This window comes from Candidatus Methylomirabilis sp., from assembly GCA_036000645.1.
In the GTDB taxonomy this organism is placed as follows: domain Bacteria; phylum Methylomirabilota; class Methylomirabilia; order Methylomirabilales; family JACPAU01; genus JACPAU01.
The window spans coordinates 1-6,874 of the sequence record DASYVA010000051.1 but is presented as its reverse complement, the minus strand read 5'-3'; the positions used below and the strand labels follow the sequence as shown (position 1 = coordinate 6,874).

The 6,874-nt window shown below is 70.1% G+C and carries 6 protein-coding genes; all 6 read right to left on the bottom strand.

Translation table 11 applies throughout. From position 1 onward, the window contains the following. Nucleotides 1-1,294, bottom strand: a 1,294-nt coding sequence (locus VGT06_02970; protein ID HEV8662097.1) for an NADH-quinone oxidoreductase subunit N, incomplete at its 3' end; no start/stop codon positions are given. Continuing rightward, nucleotides 1,294-2,913, bottom strand: a complete 1,620-nt coding sequence (locus tag VGT06_02965; GenBank protein ID HEV8662096.1) for an NADH-quinone oxidoreductase subunit M — start codon at nt 2,911-2,913, stop codon at nt 1,294-1,296. The genes VGT06_02970 and VGT06_02965, both read right to left, overlap by 1 nt. An 18-nt stretch (nt 2,914-2,931) precedes the next feature. Then, nucleotides 2,932-4,818: an NADH-quinone oxidoreductase subunit L gene (gene nuoL / locus VGT06_02960; protein ID HEV8662095.1), complete on the bottom strand. Its 1,887-nt coding sequence runs from the start codon at nt 4,816-4,818 to the stop codon at nt 2,932-2,934. A 2-nt stretch (nt 4,819-4,820) separates the two neighbouring features. Then, nucleotides 4,821-5,123: an NADH-quinone oxidoreductase subunit NuoK gene (gene nuoK, locus VGT06_02955; GenBank protein ID HEV8662094.1), complete on the bottom strand. Its 303-nt coding sequence runs from the start codon at nt 5,121-5,123 to the stop codon at nt 4,821-4,823. A gap of 105 nt (nt 5,124-5,228) precedes the next feature. Beyond that, a complete protein-coding gene (locus tag VGT06_02950; protein HEV8662093.1) occupies nt 5,229-5,732 on the bottom strand; it encodes an NADH-quinone oxidoreductase subunit J in 504 nt (167 codons plus the stop codon). A gap of 4 nt (nt 5,733-5,736) precedes the next feature. Next, nucleotides 5,737-6,738: an NADH-quinone oxidoreductase subunit NuoH gene (gene nuoH / locus VGT06_02945; protein ID HEV8662092.1), complete on the bottom strand. Its 1,002-nt coding sequence runs from the start codon at nt 6,736-6,738 to the stop codon at nt 5,737-5,739. Nucleotides 6,739-6,874: the final 136 nt, after the last annotated feature.

The window sequence follows — 6,874 nt, the reverse complement described above, 5'->3', positions numbered from 1 at the left end:
CCAGCATGTACATCACCACCACGACCCGGAGATAGAAGAAGACCGAGACCACGCTGCAGAGGACCCCCAGGATGGCGAGCCCATAGTAGCCGGCCTCCACCGCGGCGCTGAAGACGTAGAACTTCGCCATGAACCCGGCGGTGGGGGGCAGGCCCGCCAGGGAGAACATGAAGATCGCCATGCTCAGGGCGAACAGCGGCCGCCGGTAGCCCATCCCGGCCCAGGCCTCCAGGGTCAGGTTCTCCTCCCCTCGCTGGCCGAGAGCGATCAGGACGGCGAAGGCCCCCACGGTCATGAAGGCGTAGGCCAGGAGGTAGAACAGGAGCCCCGCCGTCCCGAGGGGGCTGCCGGCGACCAGGGCCACCAGGAGGTACCCGGCATGGGCGATGCCGCTGTACGCCAGCATCCGCTTCAGGTTGCGCTGGGCGATGGCCGCCACATTTCCGGCGCCCATCGTGAGGGCGGCCAGGACCCACAGAACCTCCGGCCAGGCCTGCTCCAGGCTCGCCACCGCCACCGGGGTCACGCGGAGGAAGCCGGCGAAGGCGGCCGCCTTGGTCCCGGCGATCATGAAGGCGGTGACGGAGGTGGGGGCGCCCTCGTAGACATCCGGGGCCCACATGTGGAACGGGACCGCCGCCACCTTGAAGGCCAGGCCGACCAGGATGAGGCCCACCCCGACCGCCGGGAGCGGGCCGGAATCGGGCCGGCCGACCAGCGCCGCCCGGATCGCCTCCAGGTTCGTGGAGCCGGTGGCCCCGTACAGGAACGCCACCCCGTACAGGAGGAAGGCCGAGGAGAAAGCCCCGAGGAGGAGGTACTTGAGGCCCGACTCGTTGGAGGTGACCCGCTGCCGGAGAAACCCCGCCAGGACGTAGAGGGCCACGGAGAGGGTCTCGAGGCCGAGGAAAAGCATCAGGAGGTCGGCCGATGAGGCCATCACCATCATCCCGAGGACGGCGAAGGTGAGGAGGACGTAGTACTCGGCGAACTGGATCCCCTCCCGGCGGAGATACGGGACCGAGAGGAGCACGGTCAGGATGCCGATGATCGCGAACAGCCCGTAGAAGAAGCAGGCGGTGCCGTCCACCACCAGCATCCCGGCGACGACCCGCGCCTCCCCTCCCCAGAGGCCGGCGCTCAGCGCCCCGGCGGTCCCGAACCCCAGGAGCGGGATCCAGGCGACCCGGTCGCGCCGCTCCCGGGGCGTCAGCAGGTCGGCCGCGAGCAGGAGAAGCCCGGTGGCCGCGACCGTGACCGCGGGGGACAGGGCCGCCCAGTCGAGGAGGGGCATCAGGGGCGTCCTCCCGTAATGCGCGCGAGCGGATCCCGGAGCCCTGCGAGCGCCTCCTCCCCGCGGGGGGAGGGCGCCGGCCGCCCGTAGGCTCGGCCATCCGCCCCTCCGGGCGCCGGTGCCACTGCCGCCGCGCCCTGCTCCACGCGGGCGAGCAGCGCCCTCACCGAGGCTTCGCTGACCGACAGGAAGGGGGCGGGGTAGACCCCGATCCACACGACCAGGAGGAGGATCGGGGCCAGGACGCTCCGTTCGGCGAGGGTGAGGTCGCGGAGGGTCCGGTTGGCCTCCTGGCGGAGGGGCCCGAAGAGGAGCTGCTGGACCATCCAGAGCACGTACCAGGCCCCCAGGACGACGCCGATCGCCCCCAGGACGGCGTACGGCCACCAGAACCGGAACGTGCCGGCCAGGATCAAGAATTCTCCGACGAAGCCGTTCAAGCCCGGCAGGCCGATCGAGGAGAGGGCGATCACGAGGAGGACGCCGCCGAAGACCGGGATCACCCGGAAGAGGCCGCCGAAGTCCGCGAGCATCCGGGTGTGGCGCCGCTCGTAGAGCATCCCGACCAGGAGGAACAGGGCCCCGGTGGAGAGGCCGTGGTTGACCATCTGGAGGAGCGCTCCCGAGACCGCCTGGACGTTGAGGGCGAAGATCCCGAGCATGACGAACCCCAGGTGGCTCACGCTGCTGTAGGCGACCAGGCTCTTCACGTCCGCCTGGACGAGGGCCACGAGCGCCCCGTACAGGATCCCCGTGATCGCCAGCCCGGCCACCAGGGGGAGGAAGGCGCGGGTCGCGTCGGGGAACAGGGGGAGCGCGAAGCGGAGGAACCCGTAGGTGCCCATCTTGAGTAAGACGCCCGCGAGGATGACGCTCCCCCCCGTGGGGGCCTCCACGTGGGCGTCGGGCAGCCAGGTGTGGAACGGGACCATGGGGACCTTGATGGCGAAGGCGACGGCGAAGGCGAGGAAGAGCCAGGTCTGCTCCTCCGGGCCGAGGCTGACGCCGAGGAGCGCCGGGAGGGCGAAGGTCGGCCCGGGGAGGGCGGCCCGGGCCTTGAAGTACAGGGCGAAGATCGCCAGCAGCATCAGGACCGAGCCGGCCATGGTGTAGAGGAAGAACTTGATGGTGGCGTAGATCCGGCGCGGGCCGCCCCAGACCCCGATGAGGAAGTACATCGGGATCAGCATCGCCTCCCAGAAGATATAGAAGAGGATGAGATCGAGGGCCACGAAGACCCCCAGCATCCCGGTCTGCAGGAGGAGGAGGCAGATGTAGTACTCCTTCACCCGCGCCTGGATCCAGGGGAGGGAGGCGGCAGCCACGACCACGCCGAGGAAGGCGGTGAGGAGGAGCAGGGGAAGGCTGATGCCGTCCACGCCGAGCAGGTACTGGATGCCGAGCCGGGGAATCCAGGCTCGCTCCTCCACGAACTGCATGCCGGCTTCCATCGGATCGAAGCCGGAGTAGAGACGCAGCGCGAGCAGGAAGTCCACCGCCAGCACCCCCACGGCGAGCGCGCGCAGGAGGCGCACGCGCTCCCGCGGCAGGAGGAGCAGGAGGGCGGCCCCGCCGGCCGGCAGGAAGGTCAGGAGGCTCAGGAGCGGCAGGTCGGGCATCCTTCCCTCACCGGGCCCTCACCGGGCGAACGCCAGGTAGGCGAGCAGCAGGACCGTGCCCAGGAGGATGGAGAGCACGTAGTTGGGGACGAATCCGGTCTGCAGCCGGCGGAGGGCCCGGCTCCCCCACTCCACCAGGCCGGCGGTCCCGTTCACCGCCCCCTCCACCAGGATCCCGTCCCCCACGCGGAAGCACCAGCGGGCCAGGCGCTCGAGGGGGCGGACGATGGTGGCGGCGTACAGCTCGTCCACGAAGAACTTCCCCGTGACCAGCCGGTAGAGGTTTGGGAGACGCACGGCGACGGCCGCCGGGATCTCCGGCCGCCGGGCGTACCAGAGGCCGGCGAGCGCCGCCCCGGCGAGCGCCAGCCCCACCGAGAGCAGGGCGGTCCCGATCCCCCCTGCCGGCGCCCCCGCCGGCCCCGGGAGGACCGACCCCAGAAAAGCGTGAAGGGGGCCGTGCTCAGGGGGGATCCCCAGCCCCCCGCCCACGACGGCCAGGGCCGCCAGCAGCAGGATGGGAACCGCCATGCTGGGCGGGGCCTCGTGGACGCGGGTGAGCGTCTCCCGGTCCCCGCGGAAGGTGCCGGTGAAGGCCAGGGCGAAGCAGCGGAACATGTAGAAGGCGGTCAGGAACGCCGTTGCCAGCCCGAGGAGCCAGGGACCGGTAAAGCCGCCGTGCCGCGCGGCGGCCAGGATCTCGTCCTTGGACCAGAACCCGGCGAGGGGGAAGATGCCGGCGTTGGCCGCCGCTCCCAGGAAGAACGCGGCGGCGGTGAGCCGCATCGGCTTGCGGAGCCCCCCCATCTTCGTCAGGTCCTGCTCGCCGTGCAGCGCGTGGATGACGGCGCCGGCCCCGAGGAACAGGAGGGCCTTGAAGAAGGCGTGGGTCGTCAGGTGGAAGATGCTGGAAGCGTAGGCGCCCACTCCCGCCCCCAGAAACATGTACCCGAGCTGGCTGATCGTGGAATAGGCGATGACCCGCTTGATGTCGGTCTGGGCGCACGCGATCGTGGCGGCGAAGACGGCGGTGACCGCCCCCACCCAGGCGAGGAGGGTGAGGACCTCCGGGGCCCGGTCGTAGAGGGGGCTGGAGCGGGCCACCATATAGACCCCGGCCGTCACCATGGTGGCGGCGTGGATCAGGGCCGAGACCGGCGTGGGGCCCTCCATGGCATCGGGGAGCCAGACGTAGAGGGGGAGCTGGGCGCTCTTCCCGGTGGCGCCCAGAAACAGGAGGAGGGCGACGGCCGTCAGGACCGGGGCGCCGGCCGGGTGCTCGACGAGCCTCGGGAAGAGGGTCTTGAAGTGAAACGTCCCGAAGGTCGTCCAGAGGAGGAAGAGGCCGACCAGGAACCCGAGGTCCCCCACCCGGTTCACCAGGAACGCCTTCTTCCCTGCCTCGGCGGCGCGCTCCCGCTCGAACCAGAACCCGATGAGGAGATAGGAGCAGAGCCCTACCCCCTCCCACCCCAGGAAGAGGAGGAGGTAGTTGTTCGCCAGGACCAGGATCAGCATGAAGAAGGCGAACAGGTTCAGGAAGGCGAAGTAGCGGGGGTAGTCCCGATCGGCTCCCATGTAGCCCAGGGAGTAGACGTGGATGCAGCAACCCACGCCGCTCACCACCAGGGCCATGACGGCTGACAGCGGGTCCCAGAGAAGGGCAACCGGGGCGCTGAGGTCTCCCGAACTGATCCAGATGAAGAGGACCGGCTCGAACCACCGGGACGCCGGGGGCAGGGCCAGGAGGGGGGGCAGCCCCGCGGCCGCGACGAGGAAGGCGGCGCCGACGCTGCCGCACCCCACGAGGCCGACGAGCCACCGCGGAAAGCGGCGCCCCGTGAGCCCGTTGAGGAGGGCGCCCGCGAGCGGGAACCCGGGGATCAGCCAGAGCGGGTCAGGCACGCTCACCCCCTGAGGAGGCTCACCTCGTCCACATTCACGGTCTCGCGGTTCCGGAAGAGGGCGATGATGATCGCCAACCCTACCGCCACCTCCGCCGCCGCCACCGTCATCACGAAGAAGACGAAGGCCTGGCCGTCGAGCGAGCCCAGGAACCGGGAGAAGGCCACGAAGGTCAGGTTCACGGCGTTCAGCATGAGCTCGACGGACATGAAGATCACCAGGGCGTTGCGCCGGGTCGCCACGCCCACCACCCCGGTGATGAAGAGGAAGGCCCCTACCAGCAGGTAGGCGTTAAGCGGCACCACGCGAATCCCCCCGGCGATCTTCCACCCTGCTCCCACACATCCAGGCGCCGCGGGTGGCGCCGCTACCACCCGAGGGGCAAATGAGGACCATCACGAGGCCCGGCACTACTCCACCTTCCGCTTGGCCAGCATGAGCGCGCCCACCATGGCCACCAGCAGGATGAGGGAGGTCAGCTCGAAGGGGAGCAGGTAGCGGGTGAAGAGGAGCTGGCCCACCGCCTGGGTGTTCCCCCGGGGGAGGGGGGGCGGCGGCCCGCCCTCGCCGGCGGGGGCCGCCGCCATCGTGGCCGCGAGCAGGAGCAGCAGCGCTGCCCCCGCCGCCGTCCCCAGGAGGAGCTGCACCCGCCCCACCCGGAGGGGGGAGCCCTCCTCCCTCCGGACATCCAGGAGCATGATGACGAAGAGGAAGAGGACCACGATGGCCCCGGCGTAGACGATGATGTGGACCATGGCCACCAGCTGCGCCTGCAGCAGAATGTAGAATCCGCCCAGGCCCAGGAGGGTGACGACCAGGGCGACGGCGCTGTAGATCGGATTCCGGTGGATGATGACCGCGAGCGCCGAGGTCCCCGTCACCGCCGTGAGCGCCAGGAAGATCCCCCACTCCACGCCGTCACTCCCACACGAGGAACGCCGCCGTCACCACCACGTTCCCCAGCGCCAGGGGGAGGAGGACCTTCCACCCGAAGGCCATGAGCTGGTCGTAGCGGAACCGGGGCAGCGTCGCCCGGAGCCAGATGAAGAGGAAGAGGAAGGCGAACACCTTCAGGACGAACCAGACGACCGGAGGGAGGAAGGGCCCCCGCCAGCCCCCGAGGAAGAGGGTGGTGGCGACGGCGGAGGCGGTGATCATGTTGGCGTACTCGGCCATGAAGAACATGGCGAACTTCATGGAGGAGTACTCCGTATGGAACCCCGCCACCAGCTCCGTCTCGGCCTCGGGGAGGTCGAAGGGCGCCCGGTTCAGCTCGGCGTTGGCGCTCACCAGGAACAGGGCGAAGCCGAGCGGCTGGGCGAACACGTTCCAGCGCGGGATCACCCCGTGCCAGGTCCCGGCCTGCGCGTTCACGATGTCCACGAGGCTCAGCGACTGGCTCAGCATCAGGACCCCGACCACGGAGAGCCCGAGGGACATCTCGTACGAGACCATCTGGGCGGCGGAGCGCAGGCCCCCCAGCAGGGAGTACTTGCTGTTGGAGGCCCAGCCCCCCAGGACGATCCCGTACACCCCCATCGAGGTGACGGCGAAGACATACAGGATCCCGACGTTGATGTCGGTGATGACCAGGTCCACCGTCCGGCCGAAGAGGTGGATGGAATCGCCGAAGGGGATGACGGCGAAGGTGATGAGGGCCGGGACCATGCTGAGGGCGGGGGCCAGGAGGAACATGAGCCGGTCGGCGCCGGCCGGCACCAGGTCCTCCTTGAAGAAGAGCTTGATCCCGTCGGCGATGGGCTGGAGCACCCCGAAGGGGCCGACCCGGGACGGGCCCCAGCGGACCTGCAGGTCTCCGATGATCTTCCGCTCCGCCCAGGTCAGGTAGGCCACCGTCAGGAGGACGAGCCCCAAGACCACCAGGGTCTTGACCAGGCTCACGAGCAGGAACTCGGTCATGGCGCATCCGCGGGCAGGGCCACCCCCGCTTCGGGGACCGCGAACAGGTCCTCCGGAAGGCCGCCCCCCAGGGCCGCCGCCACCTCGGGCCAGACCTCCCGCGGGGAGGCGGGCGGGAACGGCTTCCCCCGGGCGA